Source organism: Streptomyces sp. STAM6 (assembly GCF_054963715.1).
The window spans coordinates 116,292-134,514 of sequence record NZ_JBUEFZ010000002.1 but is presented as its reverse complement, the minus strand read 5'-3'; the positions used below and the strand labels follow the sequence as shown (position 1 = coordinate 134,514).

Here is an 18,223-nt window from a genome sequence, read left to right as displayed (position 1 = left end):
ACCGCACCATGAACCCCCGCCCGCGCACCCTCGGACGCAAGCTCGCCGGACCCGGAGAGCCCGTCTACATCACCGGCGAGATCGGCATCAACCACAACGGCGACCTCGACAAGGCGCTCGCGCTGATCGACGCGGCCGCCGACGCCGGCTGCGACGCCGTCAAGTTCCAGAAGCGCACCCCCGAGATCTGCACCCCGCGCGATCAGTGGGACGTCGAGCGCGACACCCCGTGGGGCCGGATGGCCTACATCGACTACCGGCACCGCGTCGAGTTCGGCGAGAGCGAGTACCGGGCCATCGACGAGCACTGCCGGGCCCGCGGCATCGACTGGTTCGCCTCCCCGTGGGACACCGAGGCCGTGGCGTTCCTGGAGAAGTTCGACCCGCCCGCCCACAAGGTCGCCTCCGCCTCCCTCACCGACGACGAGCTGCTGCGCACCCTGCGCGCCACCGGCCGCACCGTCGTCCTGTCCACCGGCATGTCGACGCCCAAGCAGATCCGCCATGCCGTCGAGGTGCTGGGCAGCGACAACATCCTGATGTGCCACGCCACCTCGACCTACCCGGCGCGGGCCACCGAGCTCAACCTGCGGGTGATCGAGTCGCTCCAGCGCGACTACCCGAACATCCCCATCGGCTACAGCGGCCACGAGACGGGCCTGCAGACCACTCTCGCCGCCGTCGCCCTCGGCGCCTGCTTCGTCGAGCGCCACATCACCCTGGACCGGGCGCTGTGGGGGTCCGACCAGGCCGCCTCGGTCGAACCGCAGGGCCTCGTCCGCCTCGTCCGCGACATCCGCACCATCGAGACCGCGCTCGGCGACGGCATCAAGAAGGTGTACGAGTCGGAGCTCGGCCCCATGAAGAAGCTCCGCCGGGTCCCGGCCACGGTATGACCGCCCACCCGGCGTCGCGCACGACGCCCCCGACGGCGCCCGCGGGCCCCCTGCCGGCCTTCGTGGAGAGCCCGGTGCAGCTCCTGAACGTCCTGGAGTGGGCCCATGCCTCCGCCGTACCCCCGAGCGCCCTCACTCTGATCGTCCTCTCGCCCACCGACCCCATGTCACGCGGCCAGCTGCGCCGCATGGCCGGGCTGGCGCGCGACGAGGGCGTCACGGTCCGCTGGCAGGAGGCCCGCGGCGGCCGCGGCGCCCTCGCCCGCACCCTGCGCGACCTCACCCCCCTGTTGCGCGCGGCCGAACGGGTGATCATCGGAGATCCGTTCTCGCGCTACGTCCAGCTGCTGCTCACGCTCTTCGGGGCGCGCCACCTCACGATCGTCGACGACGGCACCGCCACGATGGAGTTCGCCGCCCTCCTCGCCCGCGGCGAACGCCTGGTGCGCTGGCACCACAGCGGCGGCAGGAGCCCGCGGGAGCTGGCCCTGGCCCCGGTCACGGCCCTGGCCCGCCGCCGGCTCGCACCCTCACGCCACCGCACCGTGGAGCTGTTCACCGCCCTGCCGGTGCGGGCGCCCGAGGGCACCGTCCTCACGCCGAACGGCTTCGCCTGGACCAGATCCCGCTTCGGGCCGCCGCGGCTCACCCGCGGCGCCGACCTGGTGGGCACCTCACTGGTGGAGACGGGCGTGGTCGATCCCGACCGCTACGTCCGGGCGGTCGCCCGTCTCGCCGCGGCCCACGGGGCCACCCGGTACTTCGCGCACCGGCGGGAGAGCGCCGGGAAGCTGCACCGCGTCGCCGTCGACACCGGACTGGAGATCGTCCGCCCCGACCTGCCGCTGGAGGTCATCGCCCGGCGTGGCCCGATCGGCCGTACCGTGCTGAGTTTTCCCTCCACGGTGGTGCACACCCTGCCGCCGGCCCTGGCGGGCACCGGAGTGACGATCACGGTCTGCCCGATCGCGCCGGAGTGGCTCCGCGAGACCGCGTCGCCCCGGGCCCGGCGTTTCCTGGCCGGCGTGGCGGAATCGGCACGCTCGGCGCACGGCCTGTCGCTCACCGGAGCGTGAGGGCGGGCCGCTCCGGCCCGCTCGCCCATGCGAACAAGCCCGCGATTTGTCCACTACCTGAGACAGTCAAGATCGATGCCGAGCCCGAAATCGAGTGAGCTTACCCACTTCGCCCTGGTCCCAAGCCCGCCGTCCAGGGTTTCTTTCCCCTATCGGGCTGAAGTTTTGGAGATCACACGTTAGTTAAGGGGGAAACACGCCTACCCTTTCATGGGTGAACAAGTTGATGTCCCGCGACCCTGAAGCCGACGTTCCCGGCGATACGCCGCTCCTCGGCACGCTGCCCGAGTCCCTGCGTGCCGAGCTGATCGCTTTCCGCCGGGATTTGCACATGCACCCCGAGCTGGGATTCCAGGAGTTCCGCACCACCGCGGCGATCAAGGCCCGGCTCGAAGCCGCCGGTCTGCGTCCGCAGGTTCTCCCGGGCGGCACGGGCCTCACGTGTGACATCGGCACCTGGGACGGCGTGCGCCCCATGCTCGCCATCCGCGCGGACATCGACGCCCTGCCCATCCCCGACACCAAGACGGACGTCCCCTACCGCTCCACGGTGCCCGACCGCGCCCACGCGTGCGGTCACGACGTCCACACCACCGTCGCCCTCGGCGCCGGTCTGGTGCTCGCGGAGCTGGACCGCCAGGGCCTGCTCCCCAACGCCGTACGGCTGCTCTTCCAGCCCGCCGAGGAAGTGATGCCGGGCGGCGCCATCACCGTCGTGGACGCCGGTGTACTCGAAGGCGTCGGCAAGATCATCGCGGTCCACTGCGACCCCAGGGTCGACGCGGGCCGCATCGGGCTGCGCACCGGCGCGATCACCTCGGCCTGCGACCGCCTGGAGGTCCACCTCGACGGCGCCGGCGGTCACACGGCCCGCCCGCACCTGACCACCGACCTGGTCACCGCCGTCGCCCGGGTCGCCGCGGACGTCCCCGCCCTGCTGTCCCGCCGCGTCGACGCCCGTGCCGGGCTCGTCCTGACCTGGGGCCGTATCGAGGCCGGTCACGCCCCGAACGTCATCCCGCAACACGCCGAGCTCGGCGGCACGGTCCGCTGCCTGGACCTGGCGGCCTGGCGCGAGGCCCCCGACCAGGTGTACGCGGCGATCGACGAGGTCGCGGCCCTGCACGGCGCCAAGTCCCAGATCGAGTACGTCCGCGGGGTCCCGCCGGTCGTCAACGACCCGGTCGTCACCGAGCTGCTCCGTGACTCCATGACCGAGCGCTTCGGCGCGTACGCCATCGAGGACACCGAACAGAGCCTGGGCGGCGAGGACTTCTCCTGGTACCTGGAGCACGTTCCGGGCGCCATGGCCCGCCTCGGCGTGCGCACCCCCGGCGACACCTCCCGGCACGACCTGCACCGGGGCGATTTCGACGTCGACGAACGGGCCATCAAGGTCGGCGTCGAGCTGTTCACCGCCGCCGCGCTGATCGACGGCGCCGGTCCCGCGTAGCCCGTTTCCCCCTGCAGGCCCGCTCACCTGCGGTGTTACCCACCGTGTGGGCGGGCCGTGCACGACACGGCCGATATCCGCCCTCTCGTGCACGCACGGCACCCCCGTGTGTACGGGGCGCGCCCGTACGCGACGATCCGATAACGACTGATGAACAGGGCTTTAACTGACATCTACGCGCGTTACGATCGCCGCGAAACCAGCGCCGGAAGAGGCGCTTTCGGTCAGTCTCGAAGGGACCCTCCTCTTGCGCCGGGTATCCAAGATCGCCGCCGCGTCCGTCGCGACCGCGGCCCTCGCTCTCACTGCCACTGCCTGCGGCGAGTCGTCCACCGAGTCGTCCTCGTCCGACGGCACGCTCAAGATCGGCATGGCCTACGACGTCGGTGGCCGTGGCGACAACTCGTTCAACGACTCCGCGGCCCGCGGCCTGGACAAGGCCAAGGCCGAGCTCGGCGCCGAGGCCAAGGAGCTCACCGCCAAGACCGGCGAGACCCCCGCCGACCGTGAGCAGCGCCTCGCCTCGCTGGCCGAGGGCGGCTACAACCCCGTCATCGGTGTCGGCTTCGCCTACAAGGACGCGATCGACAAGGTCGCCGCCAAGTACCCGAAGGTCAACTTCGGCCTCATCGACTCGGTCTCCGAGCAGAAGAACGTCGACTCCATCGTCTTCACCGAGGAGCAGGGCTCCTACCTCGCCGGTGTCGCCGCCGCCCTGAAGTCCAAGGACGGCAAGATCGGCTTCATCGGTGGTGTCGACCTCCCGCTGATCAAGAAGTTCGCCGCCGGCTTCCAGCAGGGCGTCAAGGAGACCAACCCCAAGGCCTCGGTGCAGATCCAGTACCTGACCACGGGTACGGACCTCTCCGGCTTCGGCGCCCCGGACAAGGGCAAGGCCGCCGCCAAGGGCATGCTCGACAAGGGCATCGACGTCATCTTCGCCGCCGCGGGCGGCTCCGGCGCCGGCTCCATCGAGGCCGTCGCGGGCAAGCCGGGCGCGTGGTCGATCGGCGTCGACTCGGACCAGGCCAAGGACCCGGCCCTGTCCAAGTACGCCGCCACGATCATGACCTCGGTCGTCAAGAACGTCGACACCGGTGTCTTCGAGCTGGCCAAGTCCGTCAAGGACGGCAAGCCGCTGACGGGCACGCACACCTACTCGCTCGCCGAGAACGGTGTCTCCCTCACCACCACGGGTGGCCACCTCAAGGACATCCAGGCCAAGCTGGACGAGGCCAAGAAGAAGATCGTCGACGGCACGATCAAGGTCCAGACCACCCTCTGACACGCCGTGTCGCGGGGCCCGGCGAGCGGCTTCGGCCGACTCACCGGGCCCCGACTCACGTACACCGGCGGTCAGTTGAACAATTTGGCGACGCTACGCGCGTAGCGCGCCGCTCACGCGGTAATTTTCGCCACCACATACCGCCTCTGCCTCCTCCGCTCCCTGCCTAGGAGAGTGCGCCATCAAAGCCTCCAGCAGCACCAGCAGTCCCAGCAGTACCCCCGCCGTAGAGATCCGCGGCATCACCAAGCGCTTCCCCGGCGTCGTCGCCAACCACGACATCGACATCACCGTGCGCCGCGGCACCGTCCACGCGCTCGTCGGTGAGAACGGCGCCGGCAAGTCCACCCTCATGAAGATCCTCTACGGCATGCAGAAGCCGGACGAGGGCACCATCGCGGTGGACGGCGAGCAGGTCGCATTCCACAACCCCGGTGACGCCATCGCCCGCGGGATCGGTATGGTCCATCAGCACTTCATGCTGGCCGACTACCTCACCGTCCTGGAGAACGTCGTCCTCGGCTCCGAGCAGCTGTACGGCATCGGGGACAAGGCCCGCGCGAAGATCCGCGAGATCTCCGACGCCTACGGCCTGAACGTCCGCCCCGACGTCCTCGTCGAGGACCTCGGCGTCGCCGACCGCCAGCGCGTGGAGATCCTCAAGGTCCTCTACCGCGGCGCCCGCACCCTCATCCTCGACGAGCCGACCGCCGTGCTCGTCCCGCAGGAGGTCGACGCGCTCTTCGACAACCTGCGCGAGCTCAAGGCCGAGGGCCTCACCGTCATCTTCATCTCGCACAAGCTGGGCGAGGTGCTGTCCGTCGCGGACGACATCACGGTCATCCGGCGCGGTACGACCGTCGGCACCGCCGACCCGAAGAGCACCACGACCAAGCAGCTCGCCGAGCTCATGGTCGGCAGCGAACTGCCGTCGCCGGAGACCCGCGAGTCCACCGTCACCGACGTGCCGATGCTGCGGGTCGAGAACCTGTCGCTGAGCGCCACCGACCCGGACGGCGTGGTCAGGGCCGTTCTGGACGGCATCACCTTCACCATCCACAAGGGTGAGGTGCTCGGCATCGCCGGCGTCGAGGGCAACGGCCAGTCCGAGCTGGTCGACGCCGTCATGGGCATGCGCCGTCCCGACACGGGTCTGGTCGAGCTCGACGGCGCCGACATCTCGCTCGCGCCCACCCGCAAGCGGCGCGAGGACGGCATCGGCTGCATCCCCGAGGACCGTCACCGGCACGGCCTGCTGCTGGAGGCCCCGCTCTGGGAGAACCGCATCCTCGGTCACGTCACCGAGAAGCCCAACTCCAAGGGCGCCATCCTCAACCTGAAGGCGGCCCGCGCCGACACCGAGCGGATCGTGCGCGAGTACGACGTCCGTACGCCCGGTATCGACGTCACCGCGGCCTCCCTCTCCGGCGGCAACCAGCAGAAGCTGATCGTCGGCCGGGAGATGAGCCACGACCCCAAGCTGCTGATCGCCGCGCACCCCACCCGGGGCGTGGACGTCGGCGCCCAGGCGCAGATCTGGGACCAGATCCGCGAGGCCCGCCGCGACGGCCTTGCGGTGCTGCTCATCTCCGCCGACCTGGACGAGCTCATCGGGCTCTCCGACACCCTGCGGGTGATGTACCGCGGCCGCCTGGTCGCGGACGCCGACCCGGCCACGATCACCCCCGAGGAGCTGGGCTCGGCCATGACCGGTGCCGCCACCGGCCACCTCGAGCATTCCGAAGAGCCCGGCGAGGCCGAGGACAGCGCCCCGGAGGACGAGACGCGATGAAGAAGATCGACAAGGAGCGGGTGCTCCTCGGGATCGCGGCGCCGCTGCTCGCGGTCGTCGCCGCGTTCCTGGTCACCGCACTGGTGCTGGTCGCCACCGGCAAGGAGCCGTTCAGCGCCTTCGGCATCATGTTCGACTACGGCATCAAGTCGGACAGCCAGGTCTACATCATCAACAAGGCGACGACCTACTACCTGGCGGGTCTCGCGGTGGCCATCGGCTTCCGCATGAACCTGTTCAACATCGGCGTCGACGGCCAGTACCGTCTCGCCGCCTTCTTCGCCGCCGCCGTCGGCGGTGCGCTGACCCTGCCGGGCATCGTCCAGATCCCGCTGATCATCATCACCGCGATGATCGTCGGCGCGATGTGGGCCGGCATCGCGGGTGTCCTGAAGACCACCCGGGGCGTGAGCGAGGTCGTCTCCACGATCATGCTCAACTTCATCGCGACCGCGATCATCGGCTACCTGCTCCAGCCGGGCCGTCTCGGCCACCTGGACGTGGCCGGCACGAAGGTGTCCACCACCCCGCTGCCGGAGTCCTCGCGCTTCTTCGACTTCCCGACCCAGCCGGACCCGATCTGGGGCTTCCTGGTCGTCGCCGTGATCGCGGGCATCGGCTACTGGTTCGTGCTGTCCCGCACCCGCTTCGGCTTCGACCTGCGCACGGTCGGCCAGTCCGGCTCGGCCGCCGAGGCCAGCGGTGTGGACGTCAAGAAGATGGTCGTCACGTCCATGCTGATCTCCGGCGGCATGGCCGGTCTGATCGGTATGCCGACCCTGCTCAACGACTCCTACGAGTACAGCGGCGACTTCCCGGTGGGCATCGGCTTCACCGGCATCGCCATCGCCCTGCTCGGCCGCAACCACCCCATCGGCATCGCGCTCAGCGCCATCCTCTGGGGCTTCCTGGAGCGCGGCACCGGCAAGCTCGAATTCGAGGGCTACGACAAGGAGATCGTCGGCGTCATTCAGGGCGTCATCGTCCTCTGCGTCGTCATCGCCTACGAAGTCGTACGCCGCTACGGCCTCAAGCGCCAGCAGCGGCAGGTCGGCGAGAAGCTGGCCGCCCAGGCCCGTTCCAACGACACGCAGGAGGTGTCGGCGTGACCGCCACGGCGACTTCCACCCCGCCGCCCGCGGCCCCCAAGGTCTCCGGCGGCAAGGGCGGCCGCACCCGCCTCTCCCTCCCCATCGTCCTGCTGATCATCGCGGGCGCGCTCGTCGCGCTCTCCGCGGTCCGCGCCATCACCGGCGCGCAGGACCTCACCTCGGCGGGCCAGATCAGCGCCGCGCTCTCCATGGCCGTGCCGATCGGTCTCGCCGGTCTCGGCGGTCTGTGGGCCGAGCGCGCCGGTGTGGTCAACATCGGCCTCGAAGGCATGATGATCCTCGGCACCTTCTTCGGTGCCTGGGCCGGCTGGCAGTCCGACCCGTGGCTGGGCGTCCTCGCCGGTGTGCTGGGCGGCATGCTCGGCGGTCTGCTGCACGCGGTCGCCACCGTCTCCTTCGGCGTCGACCACATCATCTCCGGTATCGCGATCAACATCCTGGCGGTGGGCATCACCACCTACTTCGCCAAGCTGTGGTTCAACACCGGCGAGGCGGCCGCCAAGGGCGGCAGCCCCAAGCAGTCCCCGCCGTCCGAGGACATCACCTCGATCACGATCCCCGGCCTCTCGGACTGGCTGCAGTCCGTCGAGCAGCACCACTGGTTCCTGATCTCGGACATCGCGGGCATCCTCGGCGGCCTGGTCACCAACCTGTCGCTGCTGACGATCGTCGCCGTGCTGCTCTTCGTCGCCACCTTCTTCGTGCTGTGGAAGACCGCGTTCGGTCTGCGCCTGCGCTCCTGCGGCGAGAACCCGATCGCCTCGGAGTCGCTCGGCGTCAACGTCTACAAGTACAAGTACATCGCCGTGATCGTCTCCGGCGGTCTGGCCGGTCTCGGCGGCGCGTTCCTCTCGCTGGTCACCTCGCACATCTACAACGAGGGCCAGACGGGCGGCCGCGGCTACATCGGCCTCGCGGCGATGATCTTCGGCAACTGGCGGCCGGGCGGCCTGGCCATGGGCGCGGGTCTGTTCGGCTTCGCCGACGCCCTCCAGCTGCGTGCCGGCGGCGAGTCGGTGCACGCGCTGCTCCTGCTGCTGTTCGTGGTCCTGGTCGGCATCGCGCTGTGGAAGGCGTACCAGAAGCGCTGGATCACCGCCGCGATCAGCGCCGTCATCGGCATCGGCGTGCTGATCTGGTACCTGGGCACGGACACCGTCCCGACCGAGTTCGTGAGCGCCACGCCGTACGTGGTGACGCTGCTGGTGCTGTCCCTGTCGGCGCAGCGGCTGCGGATGCCCAAGGCGGACGGTATGCGGTACCGGAAGGGCCAGGGCAAGTGACGGTCCGTCCGGCGGCCGGCGCGGCCGAGTTCGACTGGGAGGCCCTGCGGGCGGCCGCCCGGGACGCCATGTCCCGTGCCTACGCGCCGTACTCGGGCTACCCGGTCGGCGCGGCGGCCCTCGTCCACGACGGCCGCATGGTCACCGGCTGCAATGTGGAGAACGCCTCGTACGGCATCGGCCTGTGCGCCGAGTGTGGGCTGGTCTCCCAGCTGCAGGTCACCGGCGGCGGCCGGCTGACGCACTTCGTGTGCGTGGACGGCCGCGGTCAGGTCCTGGTGCCGTGCGGGCGCTGCCGGCAACTGCTGTTCGAGTTCGGCGGCGACGAGCTGCTGCTCGAAACCCCCGAGGGCGTGCTCACCCTCGCCGAGATGCTTCCGCAGGCCTTCGGGCCGAAGCACCTCACGTAACACCCGAACGAGGCGACCCTTCCGCGCTGCCCGCGGAAGGGTCGTCTCACTTTCCCCGTCTCTATGCGCGTAGAGTCGCGCGCGTACGACCGATTCCACCCGCTGGAAGGAACACCTGGCCATGGACGCGATTTCCGTCATCCGCACCAAGCGGGACCGGGGCGAGCTCAGCCCCGAGCAGATCGACTGGGTCATCGACGCGTACACCCGCGGCGAGGTCGCCGACGAGCAGATGTCCGCGCTGGCGATGGCGATCCTGCTGAACGGCATGAACCGCACGGAGATCGCCCGCTGGACCGCCGCGATGATCGCGTCCGGCGAGCGCATGGACTTCTCGGCGCTGTCCCGCCCGACCGCCGACAAGCACTCCACCGGCGGCGTCGGCGACAAGATCACCCTGCCGCTGGCCCCGCTGGTCGCCGCCTGCGGCGCCGCCGTGCCCCAGCTGTCCGGTCGCGGCCTCGGCCACACCGGCGGCACCCTGGACAAGCTGGAGTCCATCCCCGGCTGGCGCGCCCTGCTCTCCAACGAGGAGATGCTGCACGTCCTCGACACCACCGGCGCGGTCATCTGCGCGGCGGGCGACGGCCTGGCACCCGCGGACAAGAAGCTGTACGCCCTGCGCGACGTCACCGGCACCGTCGAGGCCATCCCGCTGATCGCCTCCTCGATCATGTCCAAGAAGATCGCCGAGGGCACCGGCTCCCTGGTCCTGGACGTGAAGGTCGGCACCGGCGCGTTCATGAAGAACATCGACGACGCCCGCGAGCTCGCCTCCACGATGGTCGGCCTCGGCACCGACCACGGTGTGAAGACCGTCGCCCTCCTCACCGACATGTCGACCCCGCTCGGCCTCACCGCGGGCAACGCCCTGGAGGTCCGCGAGTCCGTCGAGGTGCTGGCCGGCGGCGGCCCGGCCGATGTCGTCGAGCTGACCGTCGCGCTCGCCCGCGAGATGCTCGACGCTGCCGGGATCAAGGACGCCGACCCGGCGAAGGCCCTCGCGGACGGCTCCGCGATGGACGTCTGGCGCCGCATGATCGCCGCCCAGGGCGGTGACCCGGACGCCGAACTCCCCGTCGCCCGCGAGCAGCACGTCGTGACGGCCCCGTCCTCCGGCGTCCTGACCCGCCTCGACGCCTACGACATCGGCGTCGCCGCCTGGCGCCTGGGCGCCGGCCGCGCCCGCAAGGAGGACCCCGTGCAGGCGGGTGCCGGTGTCGAACTCCACGCCAAGCCGGGCGACACGGTCACGGCGGGCCAGCCCCTGCTGACCCTCCACACGGACACCCCGGAGAAGTTCGACTACGCCCTCACGTCCCTGGAGGGCTCCTTCGACGTCTCCGCGGCGGGCACGCCGTTCACGCCGAACCCGATCGTGCTGGACCGCATCGCCTGACACACCCGCGGCTGAACGGGACCGGTGGACTTCCACCGGTCCCGTTCGTCGTCCCGGGACCGTTGAGCCCCGCCGAGCACGGTGACCCACGGGTGACGCGCCGGCCGTGCACGGTCACGCGCCGGGACCGGTCACTCGCCGCTACCGATGAGTTCTCGGTGCGACGCCGGTCCTTTCCATGTGAATGCCAAGAAGGAGCCCCTCGTCGTCCGCCTCACCGGGCCCGTCGAGCCCACCGACGTGCCCCGCTTGTGCGCGGAGTTCGGCGCGCGGCTGGCCGGGGACCGGGGTCGGGAAGTGGTGGTGGACGTCGGCGGGGTCGGGCCGCCGTCCCTCGCCGTGGTCGACGCGCTGGCCCGGCTGCTGCTGACCGCCCGGCGGGCCGGCTGCCCGTTCACCGTCCGCCGGGCCGGGCCCGAGCTGCGGATGCTGATTGGACTGGCCGGACTATCCGGTGAGGGGCTCACGCCGGGAGACGGTCCGGAAGACCGAACAGGGGGAACCAGCGCTTCACATCCAGGAAGAAGTCCATCCCCCTGACCGCGCCGCCGGAGAGCTCCAGGACGATCAGCGCCCACGGGGTGTACCCCTCACCGTCCTCCGCCGGGTGGTACTGGGCGAAGGCCGGGGAGCCGTTCGCCACGGTCGGGACCAGCTTCGAGCCGCGGCAGACCTCGCCGACGCCCAGCATCCAGCCCACGATGTCGTCGTGGCCGCGCAGCCACAGGTCGTACGGCGGCATGGACATCGTCGCGTCCTCGTGCAGCAACGCCGTGAGCGCCTTCATGTCGTACCCCTCGAAGGCCGCGACATAGCGCTTCAGCAGCTCCTGCTGCTCCTCGTCGAGAGGGTCGGCGGCGTCCGACTCCGCCGGCCGCGACGCGGCGAGCGTGGCCCGCGCCCGCTGCAACGCGCTGTTGACCGACGCCACCGACGTCGACAGCAGCTCCGCCACCTCGCCGGCCTTCCAGGCCAGCACCTCGCGCAGGATCAGCACCGCCCGCTGCTTCGGCGGCAGGTGCTGCAGGGCCGCCACGAACGCCAGCCGCACCGACTCCCGGGACACCGCCGTCTCCGCCGGGTCGGCCACCGACGGCAGCACCCGCCCGTCCGGCACCGGCTCCAGCCAGGTGATCTCCGGACGGGCGTTCAGCTGTGCCTGGGCCACCGGTGTGGCCTCCGTCAGGTCCATCGGACGCGCCCGGCGGTTGCCCGCGTTCAGCGCGTCCAGACAGACGTTCGTCGCGATCCGGTACAGCCAGGAGCGCAGCGACGAGCGGCCCTCGAACTTGTCGAGGCTGCGCCAGGCCCGGACCATCGTGTCCTGCACGGCGTCCTCCGCCTCGAAGGCGGAACCCAGCATGCGGTAGCAGTAACCGGTCAGCTCCGTCCGGTACTCCTCCAGCCGGGAGTCCAGGTCCTGCGGTACGGCCACGTCGCTCATCGCGTCCACCCCTGTCGCGCACGTCTCCTTCACGACGGAAGCTACAGGAGGGGACTGACAACCGGGCTCAGGTTCCCGGCTTGCGCCCGTACACGAACACGTCGTCGCCGTTCCTCAGCATGTTCCAGTACGCCTTCGCGTCGGCCTCCCGCATGTTCACGCACCCGCGCGAACCGGGCGGGTTGTACATGGACTTCGACACGGAGTGGAACGCCTGGCCGCCGTCGAAGAACTGCGCGTAGGGCATCCAGACCTTGTACAGCGTCGACCAGTGCTTGATGTTGCGGTGGTAGATCTTCGTCGAGCCGGTGCGGGTCTCCGCCCCGTCCCGGCCCGTGCGCACCGGCACCGGCCCGTACGTCAGCTTCGCCCCGTCCTGGATCCAGGTGAGCTGCCTGGTCAGGTCCACGCACGCGATACGGCCCCGGTTGGTGGGGCACTTGCCGGCCGCGTTGGGGTTCTTCCCCGCGGCCCGCTGCTGAAGGATCGTGTTCATCGTCCGCCAGGTGACCTCACCGGCGTACCCGATGGTTGGGGTTATCCCGTGCCAGCGCTGGAAGGTCTGTATCGCCTTGCAGTCCGCCGGCGACTGCCTGCCGTCCACCGGCCGGCCCATGAACTTCTCGACCTGCCTCTGGTACGGCCCCGTCTGTGTCGTGCACGACGCCGCCTGCGCCGGTGAGGCGCCCAGCGCCACCGTCAGCGGCACCACCAGTCCGGCGATGCCCAGCGCGGCCCCGCCCCGTCTGCGTATCCCACCCATACCGGCCTACTCCCCCTCGCACCCGCTGCGGTTGTTATGCCCCATTGGACGCTCGGGGGAGCCTGGTGGTTGTAACGGTTCCGCACCCGGGTTCCCGGCGATCAGTGCCGGGCGGCGGCGACCATCGGCCGCCGCTCCCGCACCCGGGCACTGTGCGTCCCGTACAGCGTGATCGACACGACGCCGAGGACCGCGACCAGGCCCAGCAGGACCGTGCCCGCCCAGCCGCCGGAGTGGAAGGCGATCGCGCCGAGCGTGCCGCCCGCGCTGCTGCCGAGGTAGTACGCCGACTGGTAGAGCGCCGACGCCTGGGCGCGGCCCGTCTTCGCCGTCCGGCTCACCGAGGACGAGGCGACCGCGTGCCCGGCGAAGAAGCCGGCCGTGATCAGGACCAGCCCGAGGAGCACCGCCGCGAGCCCGTCCGACAGGGAGAGCAGCAGCCCGGCCGCGGTCGTCGTCACCGCGAGGTACAGCGCGCCGCGCCGCCCCGTCCGGCCGACCAGCTTGCCGGCCGCCGCCGACGAGACCGTACCGACCAGGTAGATCAGGAAGATCGAGCCGATGACGCCCTGCGGGAGCGAGAACGGCGCCTCGACGAGCCGGTAGCCGATGACCGTGTAGACCGCGCCGAACACCGTCATGAACAGCGCGCCGATCGCGTACAGCCGCATCAGCAGCGGATCGGACAGGTGCGTGCGGACGGTCCTCGCCAGCGCCCTCGGGTTCAGCGAGCCGGGGGAGAAGTGCCGGGCACGCGGCAGCATCAGCCGGAAGACCACCGCGCACACCAGCGCCATCAGGCCGACCGCGGCGAGCGCCGCCCGCCAGCCCCACAGCTGGGCCGCCCAGCCGGTGACGATCCGGCCGCTCATGCCGCCGATGCTGTTGCCCGCGACGAACAGGCCGATCGCGGCGACCAGCGCCTTGGGGCGTACCTCCTCCGCCAGGTACGCCATCGCCGACGCCGGCAGGCCGGCGAGGGCGGCGCCCTGCACGGCGCGCAGCGCCACCAGCCACTCCAGGCTCGGGGCGAACGGCACGAGGAGGCCCACGACCACCGCGACCACGAGCGACCAGGTCATCAGCGTCCCGCGGCCGAACCGCTCGGACAGGGCGCTCAGCGGCAGGACGCACAGGGCGAGCGCGCCGGTCGCGGCGGAGACGGTCCAGCTGGCCGCGGAGGCGCTCACGCCGAAGTCGGCGGAGACGGCGGGCAGCAGGGCCTGGGTCGAGTAGAGGAGGGCGAAGGTGGCCACTCCGGCGGCGAAGAGCGCGAAGCTCATCCGACGGTAGCCGGGGCGGCCGGGGGAAAGGCGGGAGTCGGCGACCGCGTCGGTGGCGGCCGCCTTGGTACTGGCGGGAGGCATATGTCGAAGGTAGGCAGCACCCGCTAGATGCGTCCAATGCACGGAACGGCTTTAATCGTTCCCATGGTGCATGAGTACAGCTCACAGGGTCGGCTGTCACTGAACAGTAACGAAGAAGACATGCGGCTGCTGCTTGCGCCGCGGCTCGCGTACTTCGCCGCGGTCGCCCGCCACGAGCATGTGACCCGCGCCGCGCAGGAGCTCGGGGTGCCGCAGTCCACGCTGTCGCGGGCGGTCGTCCGCCTCGAGGAGGACCTCGGTGTCGCGCTCTTCGCCCGCAGGGGCCGCACCGTCTCGCTCACCCCGGCGGGCCGCACCTTCCTGGGCTCCGCGGAACGCGCCCTCGCCGAGGTCGAGCGGGCCGCCGAATCCGTCCGGGCCGACGCCGACCCGTCGGCCGGGCGAGTCGCCTTCGGTTTCCTGCACACCATGGGTTCCGAGACCGTGCCCGGCCTCATCCGGGCCTTCCGCGCCGACCACCCCAAGGTCCGCTTCACGCTCGTGCAGAACTACGGCGAGGCGATGATCGAGCGCCTGCGCGCCGGGGACCTCGACCTGTGCCTGACCTCCCCGGTCCCGGACGCCCCCGATCTGGTGGCCCGGCGCCTGGACGAGCAGCGGCTGCGGCTCGTCGTACCGGACGACCACCGGCTGGCGGTCCGCAAGCGCGTCCGCCTCGCCGAGGCCGCAGAGGAAACGTTCGTCACCCTCGAACCGGGCTACGGGCTGCGCCGCATCACCGACGACCTGTGCACGGAGGCCGGCTTCACGCCCCGCGTGGCGTTCGAGGGCGAGGAGGCCGAGACCCTGCGCGGCCTGGTCGCCGCCGGGCTGGGGGTCGCCCTGCTGCCCCCGCCGGCCGTCCCGCGCCCCGGAGTTGTCGAACTGACCGTGACGGCCCCGCGTGCCGTGCGGGAGATCGGTGTGGCCTGGCTGGACGGCCACCCGGACACGCCGCCGGTGGCGGCCTTCAAGAGGTTCCTGCTGTCCCGCCGGGGCAAGTTGCTCTCCGAACCCGAGTAGCCGAGGGGCGCGATCCTACGGCCGCAGGGAACGGCCGAAGCCCGCCGCCAGCGGCATCCGCAGGCCCAGTGGCGGAGGGGCGGCCAGCGCGTCGGCCACCGGGCGGGAGAACGGCCGGGTGAAGAGCGCGCCCAGCACGAAGTCCGCGGCCAGCGCCATCACTTCGCCGCGGTGCTCGCGCAGCCCGTGACCGTCCGAGTGGACCTCGAAGCGGCAGGTGTGGCGATTGACCTTCTTCGCGCGTTCCGCGAGCCGGTAGGACAGCTCCGGGTCGCTCCTCGCGTCGTTGGTGCCGTGCGCGATCAGCACGTGGCGGCCGGCGAGCTGCTTCACCGGTTCGGGTGCCGCCGCCACGTCGTCCTCCGGCAGCCAAGGGGCGAGCGCGAGCACCGAATTGACGGCCGTGTGGCCCGCGGCCCGCAGAGCCGCGCGGCCGCCCATGCCGTGCCCGGCCAGACAGACCGGGACGTCGCCGTAGCGGCGTACCACCTCCGACACCGCCCACCGGGCGTCCGCGGCGAGCCGTGCGTCCGTGCCGTTCCAGCCGCGGCCCCGATAGCGGACCACGTGCGCCACGAGACCCTCGGAGCGACCCGCCCGCACCAGCACGCGGGCCAGCGGCAGCGCCGCCGCGTGCGCGACGGCCGACGGGCCGCGCACCGACTCCGGCGAGCCGTCGGGAAGGAGCAGCACCGCCCCCGCGACGGCCCTCCTGGCCGTCCCCAGCGCCCGGCCCAGCCGGGGCGCCCGCGCGCCGCCCGTCCCTACGAGTGCGTGGTGTGCCATGGCAGAACAGTCTCAGAAGAGGAGGTGTACGCGGTTCGTACGGGGGGTCACCGTTGCGTATCGACGACCCGGCGGAGATACGTCAGGAGACTCGTGAGCAAAGGGAGCCTTCTACGCGCGTAGGGACTACGGTTGGAAAATGACGAGCCAGACCCCCAACGTCCCCACCGCGGACCAGATCCGCCGCGCCCCGAAGGTCCTGCTCCACGACCACCTCGACGGCGGACTGCGCCCCGGCACGATCATCGAACTCGCCCGCGACAGCGGATACGACTCGCTCCCCGAGAACGAGCCCGACAAGCTCGGCATCTGGTTCCGCGAAGCCGCCGACTCCGGCTCGCTGGAGCGCTACCTGGAAACCTTCGCGCACACCTGCGCCGTCATGCAGACCCGCGAGGCCCTCGTCCGCGTCGCCGCCGAGTGCGCGGAGGACCTCGCCGAGGACGGCGTCGTCTACGCCGAGGTGCGCTACGCCCCCGAACAGCACCTGGAAGCCGGCCTCACCCTCGAACAGGTCGTCGAAGCCGTCAACCAGGGCTTCCGCGAGGGCGAGCGGCGCGCCCGCGAGAGCGGCCACCGCATCCGCGTCGGCGCGCTGCTCACCGCCATGCGGCACGCCGCGCGCGCCCTGGAGATCGCCGAACTCGCCAACCGCTACCGCGACCAGGGAGTCGTCGGCTTCGACATCGCCGGAGCCGAGGCCGGCTATCCGCCCACCCGTCACCTCGACGCCTTCGAGTACCTCAAGCGGGAGAACAACCACTTCACCATCCACGCGGGCGAGGCCTTCGGCCTCCCCTCCATCTGGCAGGCGCTCCAGTGGTGCGGCGCCGACCGCCTCGGCCACGGCGTCCGCATCATCGACGACATCGAGGTCGCCGACGACGGCGGCGTGCGGCTCGGCCGCCTCGCCGCGTACGTACGCGACAAGCGCATCCCGCTGGAGCTCTGCCCCACGTCCAACCTCCAGACCGGCGCCGCCGCGTCCTACGCCGAGCACCCCATCGGGCTCCTGCGCACCCTGCACTTCAGGGCCACGGTCAACACCGACAACCGCCTGATGTCCGGCACCAGCATGAGCCGCGAATTCGAGCTGCTGACCGAGACATTCGGTTACACGCTCGATGACATGCAGTGGTTCACAGTCAATGCGATGAAATCAGCATTCATTCCTTTCGACGAACGGCTCGCGATGATCAATGACGTGATCAAGCCCGGGTACGCGGAGCTGAAGTCCGAATGGCTGTTCAAGCAGACCGCCACGACCAGCGATTCCTCCCTCCCGGAAGGCTGAACAACCCTCCAGGAAACGGCCGGGAATTCCATGACCTGGCCGTTTCCGGCGTTTGCGGGGCCCGGAGCGCGCTGACTAAGTTGCTGAGCCGCTCATCTCCCCCGAGTTCCCCCAAGGACGAAATTCGATGAAGCAGTCTGCCGCCAAGACCCTCGGTGTCGCCGCCCTCGGTGCCGCTTTCGCCGCCACCGCAGCCGGAAGCGCCGCCGCGGTTCCCGTCGGTCCGGCCGTCGGCCCCGCCGTCGGTAGCGTGATGGAGAGGACCAGCAGCGCCGTCCCGCTCCAGGAGACCGTCCAGCAGGCTCCGGGCGGGCTGGCCGACGCCGCGACCACCGCCCAGCTCCTGCTCGGCGCCGTCACCGAGGCCGCGAACCCGGCCGCCGCTCCCGTCGAACCGGCCATGGTCGGCGCCCTCATGGGCGGTCTCCCCGTCGGCGTCGCCGGACCGGGTGTCCAGACCGGGGTGTGAGCACTCCCGTAGTCACAGCGGTGGGGCGCACACCCTGAAGGGTGTGCGCCCCACCGTTCGTCCGTCCCGGAGTCCCGCGTGCCTACCAGGCCGGCGTCGCGGCCTTCTCCGACGGCAGCAGCGCCCACAGCGCCAGGTACAGCACGAACTGCGGGCCCGGCAGCAGGCACGAGGCCAGGAAGATCACGCGCATCGTCGTCGCGGAGGTGCCGAAGCGCCGTGCCAGCGCTGCGCACACTCCGCCGATCATGCGTCCGTCACGAGGGCGGGCAAGTGCGGCCATGGTGGGCTCCTTCGCGAGTCGTCGTCCGGGAGCCGTTCCTTCGGCCTCCCGATGACTCCATGCTCGCCCGGAGCAGGGGACAAAGCGT

At 71.0% G+C, this 18,223-nt stretch carries 18 protein-coding genes; 13 read left to right on the top strand and 5 right to left on the bottom strand.

Annotation, left to right across the window (positions count from 1 at the left end; translation table 11 throughout):
- Positions 1-8 precede the first annotated feature (8 nt).
- The 10 genes from ACY34K_RS03070 (at position 9) to ACY34K_RS03025 (ending at position 11,246) form a co-directional block, all read left to right on the top strand.
- Positions 9-896, top strand: a complete 888-nt coding sequence (locus tag ACY34K_RS03070; protein WP_462743131.1) for an N-acetylneuraminate synthase family protein — start codon at positions 9-11, stop codon at positions 894-896.
- Positions 893-1,972: a hypothetical protein gene (locus ACY34K_RS03065; protein WP_462743128.1), complete on the top strand. Its 1,080-nt coding sequence runs from the start codon at positions 893-895 to the stop codon at positions 1,970-1,972. The genes ACY34K_RS03070 and ACY34K_RS03065 overlap by 4 nt, the downstream gene beginning before the upstream one ends.
- 226 nt (positions 1,973-2,198) lie before the next feature.
- A complete protein-coding gene (locus ACY34K_RS03060; RefSeq protein ID WP_462744012.1) occupies positions 2,199-3,425 on the top strand; it encodes an amidohydrolase in 1,227 nt (408 codons plus the stop codon).
- Between the two features lie 247 nt (positions 3,426-3,672).
- Positions 3,673-4,710, top strand: coding sequence for a BMP family lipoprotein (locus tag ACY34K_RS03055; protein ID WP_462743125.1), 1,038 nt, complete (start codon positions 3,673-3,675; stop codon positions 4,708-4,710).
- Between the two features lie 181 nt (positions 4,711-4,891).
- Complete coding sequence (locus tag ACY34K_RS03050) at positions 4,892-6,502, top strand: ABC transporter ATP-binding protein (RefSeq protein WP_462744010.1); 1,611 nt, start codon at positions 4,892-4,894, stop codon at positions 6,500-6,502.
- Positions 6,499-7,611, top strand: a complete 1,113-nt coding sequence (locus ACY34K_RS03045) for an ABC transporter permease (RefSeq protein WP_462743122.1) — start codon at positions 6,499-6,501, stop codon at positions 7,609-7,611. The genes ACY34K_RS03050 and ACY34K_RS03045 overlap by 4 nt, the downstream gene beginning before the upstream one ends.
- Positions 7,608-8,897, top strand: a complete 1,290-nt coding sequence (locus tag ACY34K_RS03040; protein ID WP_462743119.1) for an ABC transporter permease — start codon at positions 7,608-7,610, stop codon at positions 8,895-8,897. The genes ACY34K_RS03045 and ACY34K_RS03040 overlap by 4 nt, the downstream gene beginning before the upstream one ends.
- A complete protein-coding gene (locus ACY34K_RS03035) occupies positions 8,894-9,307 on the top strand; it encodes a cytidine deaminase (protein WP_462743116.1) in 414 nt (137 codons plus the stop codon). The genes ACY34K_RS03040 and ACY34K_RS03035 overlap by 4 nt, the downstream gene beginning before the upstream one ends.
- 121 nt (positions 9,308-9,428) lie before the next feature.
- Entirely contained in the window at positions 9,429-10,706 is a 1,278-nt protein-coding gene (locus ACY34K_RS03030) for a thymidine phosphorylase (protein WP_462743113.1), read from the top strand.
- Between the two features lie 147 nt (positions 10,707-10,853).
- Positions 10,854-11,246 carry an STAS domain-containing protein gene (locus ACY34K_RS03025; RefSeq protein WP_462743110.1) on the top strand — a complete coding sequence of 131 codons (393 nt, stop codon included), beginning with the start codon at positions 10,854-10,856 and terminating at the stop codon, positions 11,244-11,246.
- On the opposite strand, the gene ACY34K_RS03020 is transcribed toward ACY34K_RS03025, so the two are convergent.
- From ACY34K_RS03020 to ACY34K_RS03010, 3 genes are all read right to left on the bottom strand, one after another.
- Positions 11,170-12,150 (bottom strand): sigma-70 family RNA polymerase sigma factor, encoded by a 981-nt coding sequence (locus tag ACY34K_RS03020; protein WP_462743107.1) that lies wholly within the window; start codon positions 12,148-12,150, stop codon positions 11,170-11,172. The two genes, ACY34K_RS03025 and ACY34K_RS03020, sit on opposite strands and share 77 nt — an antisense overlap.
- Positions 12,151-12,217: 67 nt before the next feature.
- Entirely contained in the window at positions 12,218-12,913 is a 696-nt protein-coding gene (locus tag ACY34K_RS03015) for a L,D-transpeptidase family protein (RefSeq protein WP_462743103.1), read from the bottom strand.
- Between the two features lie 101 nt (positions 12,914-13,014).
- The gene (locus ACY34K_RS03010) at positions 13,015-14,280 is read right to left on the bottom strand and encodes an MFS transporter (protein ID WP_462743100.1); all 1,266 of its coding nucleotides are present in this window, start codon (positions 14,278-14,280) and stop codon (positions 13,015-13,017) included.
- A gap of 63 nt (positions 14,281-14,343) precedes the next feature.
- Here ACY34K_RS03010 and ACY34K_RS03005 point away from each other — a divergent pair, with 63 nt between their 5' ends.
- A complete protein-coding gene (locus tag ACY34K_RS03005) occupies positions 14,344-15,303 on the top strand; it encodes a LysR family transcriptional regulator (protein WP_462743097.1) in 960 nt (319 codons plus the stop codon).
- 15 nt (positions 15,304-15,318) lie between these two features.
- Here the strand turns inward: ACY34K_RS03005 and ACY34K_RS03000 are convergent, their stop codons facing one another.
- Positions 15,319-16,089, bottom strand: coding sequence for an alpha/beta hydrolase (locus ACY34K_RS03000; RefSeq protein WP_462743094.1), 771 nt, complete (start codon positions 16,087-16,089; stop codon positions 15,319-15,321).
- Between the two features lie 139 nt (positions 16,090-16,228).
- Here ACY34K_RS03000 and ACY34K_RS02995 point away from each other — a divergent pair, with 139 nt between their 5' ends.
- Positions 16,229-17,383 (top strand): adenosine deaminase, encoded by a 1,155-nt coding sequence (locus ACY34K_RS02995; RefSeq protein ID WP_462743091.1) that lies wholly within the window; start codon positions 16,229-16,231, stop codon positions 17,381-17,383.
- A 127-nt stretch (positions 17,384-17,510) separates the two neighbouring features.
- Positions 17,511-17,852, top strand: coding sequence for an ATP-binding protein (locus tag ACY34K_RS02990; protein ID WP_462743088.1), 342 nt, complete (start codon positions 17,511-17,513; stop codon positions 17,850-17,852).
- 82 nt (positions 17,853-17,934) lie between these two features.
- Here ACY34K_RS02990 and ACY34K_RS02985 read toward each other — a convergent pair whose 3' ends face one another.
- Positions 17,935-18,135 carry a PspC domain-containing protein gene (locus ACY34K_RS02985; RefSeq protein ID WP_462743085.1) on the bottom strand — a complete coding sequence of 67 codons (201 nt, stop codon included), beginning with the start codon at positions 18,133-18,135 and terminating at the stop codon, positions 17,935-17,937.
- Positions 18,136-18,223 lie beyond the last annotated feature (88 nt).